This window comes from Nocardia sp. CDC153 (assembly GCF_035818515.1).
Taxonomy (GTDB): Bacteria; Actinomycetota; Actinomycetes; order Mycobacteriales; family Mycobacteriaceae; genus Nocardia.
Window position 1 is genome coordinate 494318 of record NZ_JAYKYU010000002.1, and the last position, 17451, is coordinate 511768.

General features: G+C 68.1%; 16 protein-coding genes and 1 pseudogene. 7 read left to right on the forward strand and 10 right to left on the reverse strand.

All coding sequences use genetic code 11. The annotated features are described in order from the left end of the window. Nucleotides 1-20: 20 nt before the first annotated feature. On the reverse strand, nt 21-407 hold the full coding sequence (locus VMT65_RS10550; RefSeq protein ID WP_326307892.1) for a hypothetical protein: 387 nt from the start codon (nt 405-407) through the stop codon (nt 21-23). Between the two features lie 88 nt (nt 408-495). Between VMT65_RS10550 and VMT65_RS10555 the strand changes: the two genes are divergently transcribed. After that, nucleotides 496-975: a MarR family winged helix-turn-helix transcriptional regulator gene (locus VMT65_RS10555; RefSeq protein WP_326307893.1), complete on the forward strand. Its 480-nt coding sequence runs from the start codon at nt 496-498 to the stop codon at nt 973-975. Nucleotides 976-1044: 69 nt separating this feature from the next. Here the strand turns inward: VMT65_RS10555 and VMT65_RS10560 are convergent, their stop codons facing one another. Next, nucleotides 1045-1515 carry a B-4DMT family transporter gene (locus tag VMT65_RS10560; protein ID WP_326307894.1) on the reverse strand — a complete coding sequence of 157 codons (471 nt, stop codon included), beginning with the start codon at nt 1513-1515 and terminating at the stop codon, nt 1045-1047. 123 nt (nt 1516-1638) lie between these two features. Between VMT65_RS10560 and VMT65_RS10565 the strand changes: the two genes are divergently transcribed. Together VMT65_RS10565 and VMT65_RS10570 are read left to right on the forward strand one after the other, a co-directional pair. Then, entirely contained in the window at nt 1639-2256 is a 618-nt protein-coding gene (locus VMT65_RS10565; protein ID WP_326307895.1) for a helix-turn-helix transcriptional regulator, read from the forward strand. Between the two features lie 14 nt (nt 2257-2270). Continuing rightward, nucleotides 2271-2732 carry a DUF3291 domain-containing protein gene (locus VMT65_RS10570; RefSeq protein WP_326307896.1) on the forward strand — a complete coding sequence of 154 codons (462 nt, stop codon included), beginning with the start codon at nt 2271-2273 and terminating at the stop codon, nt 2730-2732. Here the strand turns inward: VMT65_RS10570 and VMT65_RS10575 are convergent. From VMT65_RS10575 to alaS, 4 genes and pseudogenes are all read right to left on the reverse strand, one after another. Continuing rightward, nucleotides 2721-3545 carry a shikimate dehydrogenase gene (locus VMT65_RS10575; RefSeq protein WP_442790214.1) on the reverse strand — a complete coding sequence of 275 codons (825 nt, stop codon included), beginning with the start codon at nt 3543-3545 and terminating at the stop codon, nt 2721-2723. The genes VMT65_RS10570 and VMT65_RS10575 overlap by 12 nt on opposite strands. Beyond that, entirely contained in the window at nt 3520-5022 is a 1503-nt protein-coding gene (locus VMT65_RS10580; RefSeq protein ID WP_326307898.1) for an endolytic transglycosylase MltG, read from the reverse strand. The genes VMT65_RS10575 and VMT65_RS10580 overlap by 26 nt, the downstream gene beginning before the upstream one ends. Then, nucleotides 5019-5513, reverse strand: a pseudogene (gene ruvX / locus VMT65_RS10585) (Holliday junction resolvase RuvX); the annotation flags it as partial. The pseudogene ruvX and the gene VMT65_RS10580, both read right to left, overlap by 4 nt. Before the next feature lie 162 nt (nt 5514-5675). Next, entirely contained in the window at nt 5676-8342 is a 2667-nt protein-coding gene (gene alaS, locus VMT65_RS10590; RefSeq protein WP_326307899.1) for an alanine--tRNA ligase, read from the reverse strand. A 71-nt stretch (nt 8343-8413) separates the two neighbouring features. Between alaS and VMT65_RS10595 the strand changes: the two genes are divergently transcribed. After that, nucleotides 8414-9073, forward strand: coding sequence for a CatB-related O-acetyltransferase (locus VMT65_RS10595; protein ID WP_326307900.1), 660 nt, complete (start codon nt 8414-8416; stop codon nt 9071-9073). A gap of 23 nt (nt 9074-9096) precedes the next feature. Here the strand turns inward: VMT65_RS10595 and VMT65_RS10600 are convergent, their stop codons facing one another. Beyond that, nucleotides 9097-10455: a replication-associated recombination protein A gene (locus VMT65_RS10600; protein WP_326307901.1), complete on the reverse strand. Its 1359-nt coding sequence runs from the start codon at nt 10453-10455 to the stop codon at nt 9097-9099. A 96-nt stretch (nt 10456-10551) separates the two neighbouring features. After that, nucleotides 10552-11721 (reverse strand): phosphotransferase family protein, encoded by a 1170-nt coding sequence (locus VMT65_RS10605; protein ID WP_326307902.1) that lies wholly within the window; start codon nt 11719-11721, stop codon nt 10552-10554. A gap of 195 nt (nt 11722-11916) precedes the next feature. On the opposite strand from VMT65_RS10605, the gene VMT65_RS10610 reads away from it, so the two are divergent. Continuing rightward, nucleotides 11917-12975, forward strand: a complete 1059-nt coding sequence (locus tag VMT65_RS10610; protein ID WP_326307903.1) for a hypothetical protein — start codon at nt 11917-11919, stop codon at nt 12973-12975. Between the two features lie 12 nt (nt 12976-12987). Here VMT65_RS10610 and VMT65_RS10615 read toward each other — a convergent pair whose 3' ends face one another. Both VMT65_RS10615 and aspS read right to left on the reverse strand, forming a co-directional pair. Beyond that, nucleotides 12988-13947, reverse strand: coding sequence for a DUF389 domain-containing protein (locus VMT65_RS10615; protein ID WP_326307904.1), 960 nt, complete (start codon nt 13945-13947; stop codon nt 12988-12990). A 27-nt stretch (nt 13948-13974) separates the two neighbouring features. Then, nucleotides 13975-15768 (reverse strand): aspartate--tRNA ligase, encoded by a 1794-nt coding sequence (gene aspS, locus VMT65_RS10620; protein WP_326307905.1) that lies wholly within the window; start codon nt 15766-15768, stop codon nt 13975-13977. Between the two features lie 120 nt (nt 15769-15888). On the opposite strand from aspS, the gene ypfJ reads away from it, so the two are divergent. Further along, complete coding sequence (gene ypfJ, locus VMT65_RS10625; RefSeq protein ID WP_326307906.1) at nt 15889-16806, forward strand: KPN_02809 family neutral zinc metallopeptidase; 918 nt, start codon at nt 15889-15891, stop codon at nt 16804-16806. Nucleotides 16807-16916: 110 nt separating this feature from the next. Next, nucleotides 16917-17447, forward strand: a complete 531-nt coding sequence (locus tag VMT65_RS10630) for a hypothetical protein (protein WP_326307907.1) — start codon at nt 16917-16919, stop codon at nt 17445-17447. Nucleotides 17448-17451: the final 4 nt, after the last annotated feature.

Sequence of the window (17451 nt, forward strand, 5' to 3'; positions counted from 1 at the left end):
CTTTCCCGAATCGCCCGCGCTCACCGGCCCGCCTCCACGGCCGCCACCGGACTCCACGCCCGAACCGTCAGGGTCAGCAGCCCGGCCACCAGCAGCACCCCGAGCGGAATGTGTACCGCCAACACCATGCGGTACCCGAGCGCGATCTGAACGCCCGCCGTCACTATCAGCGCCAGCCCGACGCCCGCCTGCCACCCGGACGCGCCCGCGAACCGCCAGGCCCCCGCGAAACACCCTGTCATGACCACGATTCCAGCGAACAACACCGCCGCGTTCGCGGCGTGCGCGTCCAGTGCGTCATAGCTCCCGGCCATGAACCGCCCGGCGAACATCGCCTGCGCGAACGCGTCGAGGGTGACCAGGGTGGTGACGGCGCGCAGCACGCCCTGCCACGTCGGAGTTCTCATCGACATCCTCAATACTTCAGACATTTGAATAGTTCAGAAGTCTGAACTTGTATGCTGAGAGCTGTCAAGCACGAATGGGAGAGAAGTAGTGGCGCGAGCACATCCGGTCGACAAGGAGCTGCGGGATCGTCTGACGGTCGTGGTGCCGTTGATCTCCGCCTACCTGCGCCGCGCCCGCCGCGATATGCCCGCCGGTATGCGACAGGCGTTCGAGACCGCGGGGCTGGGCGCGCGACACGGCGCGGTGTTGTCGTTCGTGTGGTCGTCCGGACCGGTGAGCGTTTCCGAGGTGGCCCGGCAATTGAGCCTGAGCCTGACCAATACCAGCCAGCTCAGCGGCGAGCTCACCCGCGCGGGATGGCTACGGCGCGAGAGCGATCCGGCCGATCACCGCCGCACGCTGCTGTCGGTCCCGCCCGAGCGCCACGCCGAATTCGGCGAATTCCTCGACCGGCGCAGCGATGTGCTGCTGCGCGCCATGACGCGCCTGACCCCCGAGCAACGCGACGGCTTTCTCGCCGGACTCACCGCCTGGGCCGACGAAATCGAGCGATCCCCACGGGATTGAGCCTGCGCACCACGAAAAACCCCGCGCCGCAGGCGATGCGGCGCGGGGTGAGATCTCCGACGGTGGGCGTCAGGCGTTCGCGGGCTGTGGGTTGGACGGGGCGGCCGGTGCGCCGTTCTTCTCGCGGCCGGTCAGCCAGCGGCCGACGGCCACGCCCAGCATGCTGGGAATGAAGATGAGCAGGATGATCCAGGCCGCACCGGAGGTGATGTTGAAGAACAGGCCCTGATCGCCGAGATCGAACTTCGGGATGTAGTCCAGAATCCAGGACACGAGCCCCGCGCCGAGACCCCCGGCGATCGCGGCCTTCAGCCAGCGCATGGTCAGATCGGACCCGTGCTCGGGATCGGGATGGGCCCGCCGGTCGGCGCGGCCGTCCAGGAATCCCCAGGCCAGCACCGCGCCCACCAGCACGATCAGGCACAGGATTCGCATCCACACGCCCGCGGTCGGCCAGGTCATCATGCCGAAGCCGAGCAGGGTCTCCAACACAACGGTCAGCGCCCCCAAGCCCACGGCGCGCAACACCCACGCATTCATGTCGATCACCTTAACCTGCGCGGCCGCCCAGCCGAACCCAATGAATTGAAACTTGTTTCAGAACCATAGCGGGAGCGGGGCGGCGCGGCACGCCCGACCCCGACACGCTGCTAGAAATGCGTGGTGAGTATCGAAGCCGTCGCCCTGCTCCAGGACCCGGTCCGCAAGCGACTCTACGACTACGTCGCGGCGGCCGACCACGACGTGAGCCGGGACGAAGCGGCCGAGGCGGTCGAGATCAAACGGCAGTTGGCGGCCTTTCACCTGGACAAGCTCACCGAGGCCGGACTCCTGGACGCGGTCTTCCGACGGCCCGAGGGACGCACCGGGCCGGGTTCGGGACGACCGGCCAAGTTCTATCGACGCGCCGACGCCGAATTCGCCGTCACCCTCCCGGCCCGCGACTATCGCACGGTCGCAACGGTTCTCGCCGAGGTCGTCGAGCACGAGGGCTTCGAGGAGGCCATCGAGCGGGTCGCCGCCACGCACGGACCCAGCCTCGATCGCCGCGATCTGTTCGACGCCCTGGCCGAGCGCGGGTACGAGCCCTACCGCGACGGCGAGGTGATCCGGCTGCGCAATTGCCCTTTCCACCGACTCGCGCTGGACTTCCCGCCCCTGGTCTGCGGCATGAATCTGGCGCTGCTCGCGGGTCCGGCCGCCGAGGCCGGTTGGACCGCGCGGATGGATCCGGCACCCGGCCGATGCTGCGTAAGCTTTTCTAAAATCAACACAGACTAGTTATAGTCGGTCCCATGCATCTCGCACAGCTCAATGTCGGGCGACTCGTCGCCCCCGAAGGCGATCCGCGCGTCGCCGACTTCTACGCCGCCCTCGACGAGATCAATGCCCTGGCCGAGGCCTCCCCCGGCTTCGTCTGGCGCATGGTCGACGGCGAATCCAACAACGCCACCACCCTGCGCCCGTACGAGACCGATCCGGACATGCTCGTGAACATGAGCGTCTGGGAATCCCGGGATGCGTTGTTCGACTACGTGTATCGCAGCGGCCACATGGACTACGTGCGCCGCCGCCGGGAGTTCTTCCTCCCGATGCGCGAGGCGATCACGGTGCTGTGGTGGGTGCCCGAGGGCACCACACCGGATCTGCACGACGCCATGAAGCGCCTGGACTATCTGCGCGAGAATGGGCCCACGCCTTACGCTTTCACCTTCCGGCAGTACTTCGAGCCGGAGGCGCCGGGGTCAGTCCTGTAGTGCCGCGGCCATTTCCGCGCGCGGGGCGGGCTTGCCCGTGAACTGCTCGACCTGACCGTAGGCCTGGTTCAGCAGCATGTCGAGACCGCTCACGACGGTATTGCCCGCGCGCGCAACCGCTTCCGCCAGCGGGGTCGGCCACGGGTTGTAGATGGCGTCCAGCACGACGGGTGCCGCCGCGATCGAATCCGCCACGGCCGCAGCGGCTTCGGCGGGCACCGTGCTGACAACGGCGTCGACATCGGAGCACACGAACAGCAGGCCCTCGGGATCGAATCCGAGCACCTCGGCCGACATGCCCAGTTGCTCGGCCAATTCCAGGGTGTCCGCGGCCCGTCCCCGATCCCGGGCGACGATGGTGACCGTGTGCGCGCCCAGATCGGCGAGCGCCAACAGTGCCGGGCGGGCAGTGCCGCCCGCCCCCAGCACGACGGCCCGCTCGATCGCCTTCACGCCCGCGCCTTCGAGCGCGCCGCGCACGCCGTCCACATCGGTGCAGTCCGCACGCCATCCGGTCGCGGTGCGCACCAACGTATTCGCCGATCCGACCAGTTCGGCCCGATCGGTCCGCTCGTCGGCGTAGGCCAGCGCGGCGACCTTGCCCGGCATGGTCACCGACAGCCCGACCCATTCCGGCCCGAGCCCGTCCACCAGTCCCGGCAGCTGTTCGCCGGTGCATTCGATGCGCTCGTAGGTCCAGTCCAGACCCAGCGCCCGATAGGCGGCCAGATGCAGTTGCGGCGAACGCGAATGCGCGATCGGGCTGCCCAGCACCGCCGCCCTACGCCTACCGTCCACTGTCGAGGATCCCACTCTGCCTGGCCTTTTCGATATTGCGCAGGTGCTCTTTGTAGTCGTCGGTGAACAACGTGGTGCCCTGCTTGTCCACGGTCACGAAGTACAGCCACGGTCCGGGCGCGGGATTCTCCATGGCTCGCATGGCATCCAGCGATGGCGCGGAGATCGGCGTCGCGGGCAGGCCGGGCATGGCGTAGGTGTTCCACGGGGTCTTCTTGGCCCGGTCGGCGTCGGTGGTGGCGACCTCGGTCTGGGCCAGGTTGTAGTTGACCGTGGAGTCGAACTGCAACGGCTGCTGGGCGGCCAGGCGGTTCACGATGACCCGCGCGACCTTCGACATGTCCTGCGGCAGCGCTTCCCGTTCCACCAGCGAGGCGGAGATCAGCGTGTCATAGGGCGTCAGGCCGTTCGCCGCACCGGACTGCAGCAGCCCGCTCGCCTCGTAGCTCTGCGCGCTCATCGTGACCAGCTGCTTGAGAATGTCCTGCGGGCTGGCGGTCGGATCGAAATCCAGGGTGCCACCGGCAATCAGGCCCTCGAGCTGCCGGTTCCGGTCCGGTGCCGTCTTCACCCGTTCCAGCGCCCAGGTCGGGACGCCGAGCGCGACCGGGTCACCGGCTCCGGCCTGGTCGAGCTGTTCGTAGGTCACGCATTTGGCCGAGGGGCCGGTGCCCACACAGCTGGCCTCGGCGATCTTGCGGTAGATACCATCCTTGCGCGCGCCGGTGGACACGTCGCTGGAGTCGTGCAGCTGGCGGCCCTCGGAGATGACCACATTGCCGACCCGGGCGTCCTTGCCGAACAGCGCGGTCACCGCCTCGGCGCCCTTGCTGTGGCTGGGCACGGCGTAATACCCGGGCTGAATCGAGCTCATGTTCGTATTGCGCACGGCCGCTTCGTAGAACGCGCCGCTGCTGGCGACCACGCCCTTGTCGGCCATGGTCTGCGCGATCTGGGTGGCGGTGTCGCCGGACTTGATCTGAATGACCACCAGCGGACCCTGCGGTCCGGAGAAGTCGGCCGGACCGTTCAGCTTGCCGATGAACTTCCAGCCCGCGAATCCGACTGCGCCGACGAACAATACGGCGAACACGCCCGCGATGACGAACAGATTGCGCCGCCGCCGCTTGCGCTCGGCCGCCTTGCGCGAGGCCATGCGGGAACGCTTGGGCCGCTGACCCCGGCCGCCGGCGGCACGCGCGCCCGCGCGCGGGGTGCGTTCGGCGCCACGGCGATCGGCGCCGCGGCGACCCACCCGGTCGGCCCGCTGTGGCGCGGCGCGGCGCGGCGGTTCGGGAGCCAGCGGGGGCTCGTCGTCGTACTCGTCGCCCTCGTACTGGTCGTCGTCGTAGCGCTCATCCTCGTAGCGCGGGATGACGGTGGTGTCGTCCTCGTAGTCGTCGGCCTCGGACCATTCCAGATCGTCGCGGCGGTAACGCCGTTCGGCGTTCTGCCGGTAGCGTTCCTCGGCCCGCGTCCAGCGGTCGGTCATGCGCCATCACCGCGCGACTTCAAAAGGGCACTCCGTTCGTCCAACCAGCCTTGCAGGATCGACACGGCGGCGGCTTGATCGATGACCTGCCGCTGCCCGCGTGCGCGAACTCCACTGTCTCGCAACGCACGTGCAGCAGACACCGTAGTCAAACGTTCGTCGGAAAGTCGCACCGGCACCGGCGCGATGAGAGTCCGCAAACGCCCCGCGAAGGTGGCCGCCAGCTTAGCCGAAGAGCCGCTCTCCCCGCGCAATGTGCGCGGCAGGCCGACGATAACTTCCACGGCCTCATATTCCCGCACAATCTCGGCAATCCTGGATAGATCGGACGCCAGCGTGCCGGGCGGGACCTTCTTGGCGCGCGCCACGGTCTCGACCGGCGTGGCCAGCAGGCCGTCGGGATCGCTACTGGCGACACCGATCCGGACCGAACCCACATCGATGCCCAGGCGTCGACCCCGACCCGGATCGCGCTCGACACTGGGCCGTTCGGACGCGAAACCGCGCCCGTCGGCGGATACGCCCGAAGCCTCGGTCGGGGTGCGAGCAAACCCGGAGGAATGCCGCGAATCCGCCGCTGGCTCAGATGCGTCGGGGGTGAACCCGGTCCCGCTGCCGGGACCGGGTGTGTCGGATGTATCCGAGTCGTCCATTTACCCGGCGAGCTCGGCGACCCGCGCGCGCAGCGCTGCCAGACCCGCCTCGATGCCGGACGGGTCGGAACCCGCGCCCTGGGCCATCTCCGGCTTGCCGCCACCGCGGCCCGCGATCGAGGGACCGAACGCCGACACCAGATCCCCGGCCTTGATGCCGAGATCCTGGGCGGCCTTGGTAACCGCGGCTACGAACGGCACCTTGCCGTCGGCATTGCCGAGCAGCACCACAATGGCGGGCTCGGAACCGAAGCGGCCCTTGATGTCCTGCACCAGGGTGCGCAGATCGCCCGCGCCCACGCCCTCGGGCGCGGCGGCGGCCACCAGCAGCACCTTGCCGACCCGCTGGGCCTGCTCGACGAAGGTCCCCGCGCTCGAGAGCACGGCCGCCATCTTGGTGCGCTCGAGTTCCTTCTCGGCGACCTTCAACCGCTCGACGAGCTGCTCGACGCGACCCGGCACCTCGTCGGAGGGCACCTTCAGTGCGGAGGCGACACCGGCCAGCAGCGCGCGCTCCTTGGCCAGGTACTTGTAGGAGTCCAGGCCCACAAAGGCTTCCACGCGGCGGATGCCGGAACCGACCGAGGACTCACCGAGCACGGTGATCGGCCCGATCTGCGCCGAGGACTGCACGTGGGTGCCGCCGCAGAGCTCCATGGAGAACGGTCCACCGATCTCCACGACGCGCACCTCGTCGCCGTAGTTCTCGCCGAACAGGGCCATCGCGCCCATCTTCTTGGCCGAGGGCAGATCGGTGATGAAGGTGTTGACCCGAAAGTCGCTGCCCACGGCGTCATTGGACACCGCCTCGATATCGGCCTTCTGCTGCTCGCTCAGCGCGCCCTGCCAGTTGAAGTCGAAGCGCAGGTAGCCCGGCTTGTTGAGCGAACCGGCCTGAACGGCGTTGGGGCCCAACACCTGTCGCAGCGCGGCGTGCACCATGTGGGTGCCCGAGTGGCCCTGGGTCGCGCCCTTGCGCCAGGCCGGATCGACCTGGGCCAGCACGGTGTCGCCCTCGGTGAGCTGACCGGCCTCGACGGTGGACTTGTGCACCCACACCTTCTTGGCGATCTTCTGCACGTCGTTGACGGTGACTTTCAGACCGTTGGAGGCGATGAGCGAACCGCGGTCGGCGATCTGGCCGCCGGACTCGGCATACAGCGGCGAGCGGTCGAGAATGACCTCCACGTCCTGCCCGGCCTCGGCGACCGGCACCCGCACACCGTCCTTGATCAGCGCCAGCACCGTGGCCTCGGTGGACAGTTCGTCGAAGCCGGTGAACTCGGTCTGACCGCGGTCCACGAACTCCTTGTAGACCGTCAGGTCGGCGTGGGCGTGCTTGCGCGACAACGCGTCTTCCTTGGCGCGCTTGCGCTGCTCGGCCATGAGCGAGCGGAAGCCGTCCTCGTCGACCTGCAGTCCGGCCTCGGCGGCCATCTCCAGGGTCAGGTCGATCGGGAAGCCGTAGGTGTCGTGCAGGGTGAACGCGTCGGTGCCGCTGATCTTGGTGCTGCCCTTGGCCTTCACTTCGTCGACGGTCTCGTCGAAGAGCTTGGTGCCGGTGGACAGGGTCTTGAGGAACGCGGCTTCCTCACCAACGGCGACGGTTTCGATGCGCTTGAAGTCGGTGGCCAGCTCCGGGTAGGAGGGGGCCATGAGGTCGGACACGACCTTGATGAACTCGCCCATCACCGGCTTCTCCGCGCCCAGCAGCCGGGCCGAGCGCACGATGCGGCGCAGCAGGCGGCGCAGCACGTAGCCGCGGCCGTCATTGCCGGGGTTCACGCCGTCGCCGATGAGCATGGCGGCGGTGCGGGCGTGGTCGGCGATGACGCGGAAGCGCACATCGTCGGCGTGCTCGACGCCGTAGGAGCGGCCGGTCAGCTCCTCGGCCTTGTTGATGATCGGGCGCAGCAGGTCGGTCTCGTAGACATTGTCGACGCCCTGCAGCAGGAACGCGACGCGCTCGATGCCCATGCCGGTGTCGATGTTCTTCTTGGGCAGCGGGCCCAGGATCTCGAAGTCGTCCTTGCCGCGACCGGCACCGCGCTCGTTCTGCATGAACACGAGGTTCCAGATTTCGAGGTAGCGGTCCTCGTCGGCCTCCGGGCCGCCTTCCTTGCCGTATTCGGGGCCGCGGTCGAAGTAGATCTCCGAGCACGGGCCGCACGGGCCGGGGATGCCCATGGACCAGTAGTTGTCGGCCATGCCGCGGCGCTGGATGCGGGAGTCCGGCACGCCCAGTTCACGCCAGATCTGCTCGGCCTCGTCGTCGTCGAGATAGACGGTGACCCACAGCTTTTCGGGGTCGAAGCCGTAGCCGCCGTCCTCGACGCTCTTCGTCAGCAGCGACCAGGCCAGTTCCATGGCCCCGCGCTTGAAGTAGTCGCCGAAGGAGAAGTTGCCCGCCATCTGGAAGAAGGTGTTGTGGCGAGTAGTGACGCCGACATTCTCGATATCGCCGGTGCGCACGCACTTCTGCACGCTGGTCGCGGTGGAGAAGGGCGGGGTCTGCTGACCGAGGAAATACGGCACGAACTGGACCATGCCCGCGTTCACGAACAGCAGGTTGGGGTCGGCCAGGATCAGTGAGGCGCTCGGCACCTCGGTATGTCCGGCCTTTACGAAATGCTCCAGGAAGCGCCGTCGAATCTCGTGGGTCTGCACAACGTTCAAGCCTACCGGTCCGCGTCCAGGGAGTTTCCACCCACCACCGGGCGATAGCTACCATCCCCGGGGTGACTGTGATCCCGGACCCATCCCAGCGCTTCCCGCTGCCGCACGCACACCGGACCGTCTTCCTGAAACCGCACGTCACCTCGCCGAATATCGAGGTCGGTGACTACAGCTACTTCGACGACCCGGTCGCCGCGACGGACTTCGAGACCAACAATGTGCTCTACGCCTTCGGGCCCGAGAAGCTGATCATCGGCAAATACTGCGCCATTGCCACCGGCACCCGCTTCATCATGGCGGGCGCGAACCACGCCACCTCGGGCGTGTCGACGTTCCCGTTCACGATCTTCGGCGGCACCTGGGCCGAGCAGACCCTGGACATCATCACCTCGATCCCGTCCAAGGGCAACACCGTGGTCGGCAACGATGTGTGGTTCGGCTACAACACGCTCATCATGCCGGGCGTGAGCATCGGCGACGGCGCGATCATCGCCACGGGCGCGGTGGTGACCGCCGACGTCCCGCCGTACACGATCGTCGGCGGCAACCCGGCGACCGTGGTGAAACAGCGCTACTCCGACGAGGACGTCGCCCGATTGTTGCGCGCCGCGTGGTGGAACTGGCCGGTCGAATTGGTGACCGAACACGTGCGCGCCATCATGGGCGGCACCCCGGCCGACATCGAGCGCATTGCCGTCCACGAGGGGTTGCTGACGGACTGACCGGTGCCGCAGGCGCGTTCGGATTATTTACCCCGAACGATTCGGCGCAATTTCGTGACGCGCGGGCCTACTTCGCGTTCGTAGCCGTGATCGGTGGGGACGTAATAGTCGGTGCCGACCAGTTGGTCGGGTGGATATTGCTGGGCCAGAACGCCATCCGGATGATCGTGCGGGTACTTGTAGCCTTGGGCGTTGCCCAGGGCCGCCGCACCGGCATAGTGCCCGTCGCGTAGGTGGGCGGGCACCGCACCCGCCTTGCCCGCGCGGACGTCGGCCATGGCCGCGCCGAGGCTCTTGGGGACCGAACCTGATTTCGGGGCGGTGGCTATGTGAATCGTGGCCTGGGTCAAAGCCAATTGGGCCTCGGGCATGCCGACCAGTTGGACTACTTGGGCGGCGGCGACGGCGGTTTGGAGGGCCATGGGGTCGGCCATGCCGACTTCCTCGCTGGCCTGAATCATCAAGCGGCGGGCGATGAATCGCGGATCTTCGCCGGCGGAGATCATGCGGGCGAGGTAGTGCAGGGCGGCGTCGACGTCGGAGCCGCGCAGGGACTTGATGAAGGCGCTGATCACGTCGTAGTGCTGGTCGCCCGCGCGGTCGTAGCGCACGGCCGCCTTGTCGACGCTGGCCTCGACCAGCTTCACATCGACGATGCCGTCCAGCGAGGATTCGGCCGACGCCTCGAGTGCGGTGAGCGAGCGTCGCGCGTCTCCGCCCGCGATCCGGACGATGTGATCGAGGGCCTCGTCGGTGACCTGGTACTCCCCCGCCAGCCCGCGCGGATCCGCGATGGCCCGCTTCAGCACGGTGCGAATATCGTCCTCGGACAAGGACTGTAGCTGCAGCACCAGCGACCGCGACAGCAACGGCGACACCACCGAGAACGACGGGTTCTCCGTGGTCGCCGCCACCAACAGCACGATCCGATTCTCGACCGCGGCCAGCAACGCGTCCTGCTGCGTCTTCGAAAACCGGTGCACCTCATCGATGAACAGCACGGTCCGCTCGCCATGGGCGAGCCGTCGCCGCGCCAGATCGATGACCCCGCGCACCTCTTTCACGCCCGCGGACAAAGCGGACAGTGCCTCGAACCGCCGCCCGGTCGCCTGCGAGAGCAGCGACGCCAGGGTGGTCTTCCCGGTGCCGGGCGGCCCGTACAGCAGCACCGACGCCGCACCCGACCCCTCGATCAATCGCCGCAGCGGCGACCCGGGCCCCAGCAAATGCTGCTGCCCCACCACCTCGTCGAGCGTGCGCGGGCGCATCCGCACCGCCAGCGGCGCGAACCGGTCGTCTCCACTGGGAATGCGCGCGGCAGCCGCATCGAACTCATCGGCTACGGCCTGCGTACCCGGCGCATCGAACAGCCCATCACTCACCCCGAAAACCCTACCCATCCACCCCGACAGACTCCCCCCGCACGCGGCGCGGGCCGGAATCTCACCCTCGGATTCCGGCCCGTACCTCGCGGAGGATCACTCCTCCCAGTGCTCTTCCAGAGTCGCCGAGACGTGTTCGGCGAAATCGCCCAGCGTGTCGTCGCCGGTGCAGCGGGCGTCCTCGGCGAGAGCGGCCCAGCGATTGATCAGGGCGGCCGAGCGCGGAATCGACAGGCCGTGCTCGCGGGCGGCCGCGATCCGCGCGTGGTCGGCGGGCAGGAACCAGTAGGTGGACAGCCACACCCAGATCAGCCGCGCCTCGAGGATGCGCTCGGCCAGCACCTCGTCATCGGCGAGAGCGGGCCACACCGCGACCACCTCGGAACGCCACGCCTCCACCATCTGCCGGGCGCGTTCGCGCGACAGCTCGAAGTCGCACAGGCACCCCGGGAACGAGACCAGGGCGTAGGCGATATCGAGGGTGGCGTCGCGGAACCCACCCCACTCGTAGTCGAGGAACCGCGCCCCTTCCTCATTGAGGATGACATTGTCCGGGCACAGGTCCGACGGGCTGAACGCGCGATAGCGCCCGGCCGAGAACAGGCGGTTGCCGCGCACGATCCGCTCGGCGATCTCCCCCGGCACCTCGATGCCGAGTTCACGCTGCAGCATGACGGGCACCTCGGCGACCGCGGATTCGGCCTGCTGCGCGATCCCGTCCACCCGATGCACCACATCCACCCGGCGTAGCAACGCCACGAAGTCGGCCTCGCGCCCCACGGTCGCGGCGTGCATGCGACCCAGCGCCTGCGCGAACGCCATCAGCGCATTGCGCCCGGCGGGTTCCGCGCCGGACTGCAGCACCGCGGTGAGCGAGGTGTTCTCGCCGAGGTCGCTGAGAATGAGCAGGCGGTCGGGGAGGCTGTAGCCGAGCAGGTACGCGCCGGGCCGATGGTCACGGCCGAGGGCGGTGGTGAATTGGTAGGACACCGCTTCGCGCAGGAATGCGGAATCGATGCTGGCGACACCGGGGGCCATGCCACCGGTGCGTCGCTGATTCGCTCCGCCCGCAACCTGCTTCACAATCAGTGTGCGCGGTAGTGAAAAGGCGTTCTCCGCAACACGGACACGGAGAACCGTCGTCCTACCACTGCCGCTGAGTTCCATAGGATCGCTCAGCTTTACCGGAGCACCCATTCGCTTTGTGAGCAACTGTTGTGCCGCGGACACGACTTCGGCGGCGCGTTCGGCCAATAGTGCGGTCATCGGAACCCAAGTTACTCCCGTCAGGTCACTTTCAGCGAGCGGTTACGCAACCTTTCGCGCGTCGGGCGGCGTGTCTTTGTGAAGGGTTTGCCCACGCGGCGCTGCTTGCTTGACACAACCAGGAGGGTCTAGTTGTCTCATGGTCACTTGCTGTGCGCCACACCGTAAACCGGGAAATGTGAAAGGCTTGCGACCATGACTGGCACGCCGCCCTCAGCACCGTACGGCCCCTCCGGCGATCGTCCCGGTGCAGGGGGCGGCGAGCAGTATCCGCCGCAGGCGGGCCAGCACCAAAACCCCGAGCGCGCACCGGTTTCCGGCGCACCCGAACCGGGCCCGGCGCCCGGCCGCCACCAGATGCCCGGTATGGCCGGATATCCGCAGTTCGAGGGACCCGGTGCCGCACAGTACGGCAGCGAACCGGTCGAACCCCCGCCGCCGCTGACCCCGCAGTCGGGCGCGCCGCTGCCACCTCCCGGCTACGGCCCCGGCCTGCCGCCACAGCAACCGGGCGGGGGTATGCCGCCGGGCAATCCGCCCCCGCCGGGTGGTTTCGGACCGGGCGCGACACCGCCCGGTCCGGGTCAGCCGCCGACCGGACCGATACCGCAGCAGCCGTATTCGCCGCCGCGCGAACGCCTCGACGTCGGGGCGGCCCTGACCTACGGCTGGGATCGCTTCCGGCTCAATCCCGTTCCGTGGGTGGGCATGGTGCTGATCGGGCTGATCGCCTGGCTGGTGGTCACCCTGCTGGTGAATCTCGTTCAGGTGCAGTCGCTGTCGGCGGTCATTCTGTTGTTCGCGGTGGCTTCGCTCATCGTGTGGCTGCTGCAGGCCGCCATGATCCGCGGCGCGCTCTACGAAACCGACGGCACGCCACCCGATTTCCCGGCCTTCTTCGGGTTCGTGAACGCTGGGAATGTGCTCATCACGGCGTTGATCGTGTTCGCGCTGTGTTTTGTGGCCTCGATCCTGTGCGTCTTCCCCGCCGTGATCGTGGGCGTGCTGTGCATGTTCTCGCTGCACTTCGTGATCGATCAGGACATGAATCCGATCGCCGCGATCGGGTCGAGTGTGCGGTTGGTGATCGCCAATGCCCTGCACGTGACGCTGCTGGCGCTGGCGGTGCTGATCATCACCGCGATCGGTCTGCTGCTGTGCGGGCTGGGTCTGCTGGTGGCCGGGCCGGTCACGGCCATCGCGACCACCTACGCCTACCGCAGCCTCACCGGCCGACTGGTCGTTCCGGTCTGATTCCGCTGCGGCTCACGCATTGTCGCTGAGCCACCAGCGGCGCAATCGGTCCAGGCTGCCGCCCCGAACCATGTGCCGGGGCCGCAGCCACAGCACGATCGTGCCCGCGGCCACGATGCCGACCATGTTCACCGCGAGCTGTCCGATGGACATGAACGCCTTGTGCCACTCCCCCATGGTGGCCGCCACCACCGCGAAACCAGCGGCGGGAATCGTGGTGACGGAGATGAACACCCCGACCAGCGCCGCGGATTTCGGCGTCATGATGGCGAGCATGCCCGCCGCGCCCGCGAGCAGCGCGACCACCATCGAGAACGGTCCGACCTTGTAGATGAAGTCGACATTGCGCAGATGGTCCAGGCTGTCCGGTGAAATCCAGCCCCAGTAGTCGAACAGCAGGGTGGCGGGCCACGCGATGCCCATGGCGAACGGGAATCCCACCAGCAGCGCCAGCGCCGAATGCGCGGCCAGCCGGAAATCCTTGCGCACCAAGGCGACCGCCGTCGCGGCCAACGGCCCGAATTCCGGACCGACCACCATGGCCCCGACAATGGTGACCGCCGAATCGGTCGCCACACCCACCACCGCCAGCAGACAGGCGATGGTGATGAACGCCAGGAACGAGGGCGTGAGGGTGGCCGCCTCCCCAGTCTGCGCGACCAGTTCCTGCCACACCACCGAATCCGAGGTGGGCGCGGGAGCCGACTCCACCGCCTCCTCGGCGACCTCGGAGAGCAGGGTGTCCACTTCGCGCAGCGCGATGCTCCCGCGCCGCGTGATGCCCAGTTCGGTCAGCGCGGTGAGCACATCGTCGGCGGATTCGCGGGCGACCACGCATTCGATGAGGTCGCCCGCGGGTTCGACCGCGGCCCCGCGCTGCACGGTGATGAGGGTCGCGCCCGCGTCACCGTGCAGCAGCGTCAGGGCCGCGTCCGTCCGATCCGACGGCGAGATCACCCGGACATTCAGCACGGGTCGCAGCCTATCCGGGTGGAACCCCTACTTGCCGTCTTCCTTGACCGGGTTGCCGTTCGCGTCGAGCTTGGCATTGAGGCCCGCCTCGGCGCGCTGCTGCGGCGTGATCGGGGTCGGCGCGTCGGTGAGCGGGTCGACACCGCCGCCCGACTTCGGAAACGCGATGACCTCGCGAATCGAGTCCACCCCGGCCAGCAGCGCGGTGATGCGATCCCAGCCGAAGGCGATGCCGCCCATGGGCGGTGCGCCGAAGGAGAAGGCGTCGAGCAGGAAGCCGAACTTCTCCTGCGCCTCCTCCTCGCCGATGCCCATCACCTTGAACACCCGCTCCTGCACGTCGCGGCGGTGGATACGGATCGAGCCGCCGCCGATCTCGTTGCCGTTGCAGACGATGTCGTAGGCGTAGGCCAGCGCGGCGCCCGGGTCGGTGTCGAAGGTGGCCAGGTGCTCGGGCTTGGGCGAGGTGAACGCGTGGTGCACCGCGGTCCAGGCCGAATGGCCCAGCGCCACATCGCCGCTCGCGGTGGCGTCGGCGGCGGGCTCGAACATGGGCGCGTCCACGATCCACACGAACGCCCAGGCGTTCTCGTCGATGAGACCGCAGCGGCGGGCGATCTCGCCGCGGGCCGCGCCCAGCAGCGCGCGGCTGGACTTCTGCTCACCGGCCGCGAAGAAGACACAGTCGCCCGGCTCCGCGCCGACCTGCTTGGCCAGGCCCTCGCGCTCGGCGTCGGTGAGGTTCTTGGCGACCGGGCCGCCGAGGGTGCCGTCCTCGTTGAAGGTGATGTAGGCCAAGCCCTTCGCGCCACGCTGCTTGGCCCACTCCTGCCAGGCGTCGAACTGGCGACGCGGCTGCGAGGCGCCACCCGGCATGACGACCGCACCGACGTAGGGAGCCTGGAACACGCGGAACTGCGTGTCCTTGAAGTACTCCATCATCTCGGTGATCTCGACCTCGAAGCGCAGGTCCGGCTTGTCCGAGCCGTAGCGGCGCATGGCCTCGGCGTAGGTCATGTGCGGGATCGGGGTCGGGATCTCGTAGCCGACCAGCTTCCACAGCGCGGCCAGGATGTCCTCGGCCAGCAGGATCACGTCTTCCTGCTCGACGAAGCTCATCTCGATGTCGAGCTGGGTGAACTCGGGCTGGCGGTCGGCGCGGAAGTCCTCGTCGCGGTAGCAGCGCGCGATCTGGTAGTAGCGCTCGATGCCGCCGACCATGAGCAGCTGCTTGAACAGCTGCGGCGACTGCGGCAGCGCGTAGAACTTGCCGGGCTGCAGGCGGGCCGGAACCAGGAAGTCGCGCGCGCCTTCCGGGGTCGAGCGGGTCATGGTCGGCGTCTCGACCTCGACGAACGCATGCTTGGCCAGCACATCGCGCGCGGCGGCATTGACCTTGGACCGCAGCCGGATCGCGTGGGCCGGGCCCTCGCGGCGCAGATCCAGGTAGCGGTACTTGAGGCGGGCTTCCTCGCCGGGCTCGTCGTCGAGCTGGAACGGCAGCGGCGCGGCCTCGTTGAGCACCTCGAGTTCGGTCACATTGACCTCGATGGCACCCGTGGGCAGGTTCGGGTTCTCGCTGCCGGCCGGGCGGTTCTCCACCACGCCGGTGACCTTCACGACGAACTCGTTGCGCAGCTTGTGGGCGGCTGCGGCGGGCTCGCCCTCACGGAAGACGGCCTGCGACACACCCGACGCATCGCGCAGATCGATGAAGATCACGCCACCGTGGTCTCGCCGCCGGGCCACCCATCCGGTGAGGGTGACGGTCTGACCGGCGTGCTCGCTTCGCAGCGAACCAGCCAAGTGGGTGCGCAGCACGGGATTCCTTTCGACGGACTCGAAGCACCAGTGAGATGTGACCGGGTGCAGACCCATCGTAGAGAGACACGTTGAGCGAGTGGAAACCGATATCGACTCGCCCGTGTCACAGTGATACCCATGACCTTCAACGAGGGCCTGCAGATCGACCCGAACCGGGCGAGTGGCGGCGGACCTGGCATGGGCGGCGGGCTGGTCCTCGGCGGCGGCGCGATCGGCCTCATCGCACTCATCGCGAGCCTGCTGCTCGGCGGCGATCCGGGCAGCATCCTGGGCCAGTTCACCGGGGCGGACTCCAACTCGCAGTCGAACACCGCGACCTTGCCGAGCCACTGCAAGACCGGCGCGGACGCCAACAAGTACGTCGACTGCCGCGTCATCCTCACCGCCCAGAGCCTCGACGCGATCTGGGGCACCGAGCTGCCCAAGCAGACCAGCCGCAAATACACGGTCCCCAAACTCAACCTGTTCTCCGGCGCGGTGAACACCGGCTGCGGGCGCGCCTCCTCCGCGGTCGGCCCGTTCTACTGCCCCGCCGATCAGACCGTCTATATCGACACCAGCTTCTTCCAAGAACTGGTCGACCGCTTCGGTTCCAGCGGCGGCCCGCTCGCCCAGGAATACGTGGTCGCCCACGAGTTCGGTCACCACATCCAGAACCTGCTCGGCGACATCAACCGCGCCCAACGCGACCCCAAGGGCCCCGAGTCCGGCGCGGTCCGCACCGAACTCCAGGCCGACTGCTACGCGGGCGTCTGGGCCTACTACGCAGACAAGCTTCCGGCTCCCGGCTCCAGCACGCCATTCTTGAAGCCCTTGACCGACAACGACGTCCGCGACGCCCTCTCCGCCGCCTCGGCCGTCGGCGACGACCGCATCCAGAAGGCCGCCACCGGCCGAGTCAACCCCGAAGCCTGGACCCACGGCTCCTCCGACGAACGCCAGAAGTGGTTCCTCTCCGGCTACAAAACCGGCCAGGTCAAGGCCTGCGACACCTTCAACGCCCCGGACCTGGGCAACCCACCCGCCCTGCGCTGAGCGACTGTCGGCGTGGCCTCCCCGGGGGAATCGAGCTCGCGCGGCAGAATCTGCGGCGGCGGGTGGGTGCCCGCAAGGGAATTCGGAGGGAAGCTATGCGGATGGCCGGTGTGGCAAGACTATTCGGGCGAGCAGGACATGACAGAGGGCGTTCGTGGCGGACGGTCGCGGCGGTCGGGCTGGCCGCGATAGTCACGGGCACAAGCGGATTCGCGGCGGCGGATCCGACTCCCGCGCAAGCGCCCGCACCGGCCGTCGCGCTGTTCACGCTGACCGCCATGCCCGCAGGCTGGCAGACGCGAACGGATCTGCATCCCTCGTTGCTGATTCAGTCCGATGGGCATGCCACCAAGCGGGCCGACAATGCAGCCCAGCCGGTGGAAGGGAGCGTGCCCGCCGATGTGATCGGGGCGGCGGCCGCGGAGGTGAAGTCCCTTGCCGCGGTGGATATGGGAACACCGGGGCAAGGGGACGGCGGTACGTCGATCATCGATTACATGCCGCAGGCACCCGATCAGGATGTGCATCTCATCGTGTACGCGCCGGAGTCCTCCGAGGGGCTGACCGATGAGCAGAAGGCGTCCCGCAAGCGCTTCGACGATGTGTTTCAGCGCTTGTTGAACGCCTTCGTTCCGGCGTAGCGGC